Here is a 374-nt window from a genome sequence, read left to right as displayed (position 1 = left end):
GTGAAGGGCGAGGGGTCACCTCCGGTGTGGGTGCCGTGCCCGCCGTGCCGGTGCCCGCGCTGCACGAAGGAGCGGGGCCGTGACAAAGCCTGATCCCGCCCTCGCTTCGGTGCGGGCCGCGCTGGAGCGGGACCTGACGCCCTGCTCGGGCTGTGGGCAGATGCCGCGTCTGGGTGTGACCACCACACCCGCGGCCGGGGACTATCCGCCGATCATCAGCGTCACCCGTCGTTGCGCCTGCCCGCCCCCGCAGTATCCGACCAAGGAGCCGACCGATGGCTGAGCGCACGGCCCGCAGCCTCACCCTCGTCCGTCACGTCCGGTGGAAGCTGCACATCGTCGGGCACCACGACGCGGCGCAGTCCTCGTTCCTG

At 72.2% G+C, this 374-nt stretch carries 1 protein-coding gene; it reads left to right on the top strand.

The genetic code is table 11. The annotated features are described in order from the left end of the window. The first annotated feature begins 79 nt into the window (after positions 1 to 79). Positions 80 to 283, top strand: coding sequence for a hypothetical protein (locus tag IO40_RS36675; RefSeq protein ID WP_078659861.1), 204 nt, complete (start codon positions 80 to 82; stop codon positions 281 to 283). Positions 284 to 374 lie beyond the last annotated feature (91 nt).

Origin of the sequence: Streptomyces albus subsp. albus, assembly GCF_000725885.1 — a bacterium.
GTDB lineage: Bacteria > Actinomycetota > Actinomycetes > Streptomycetales > Streptomycetaceae > Streptomyces > Streptomyces albus.
Note: the sequence above shows the minus strand (reverse complement) of the source record. Positions and strands in the feature narration are given on the sequence as shown.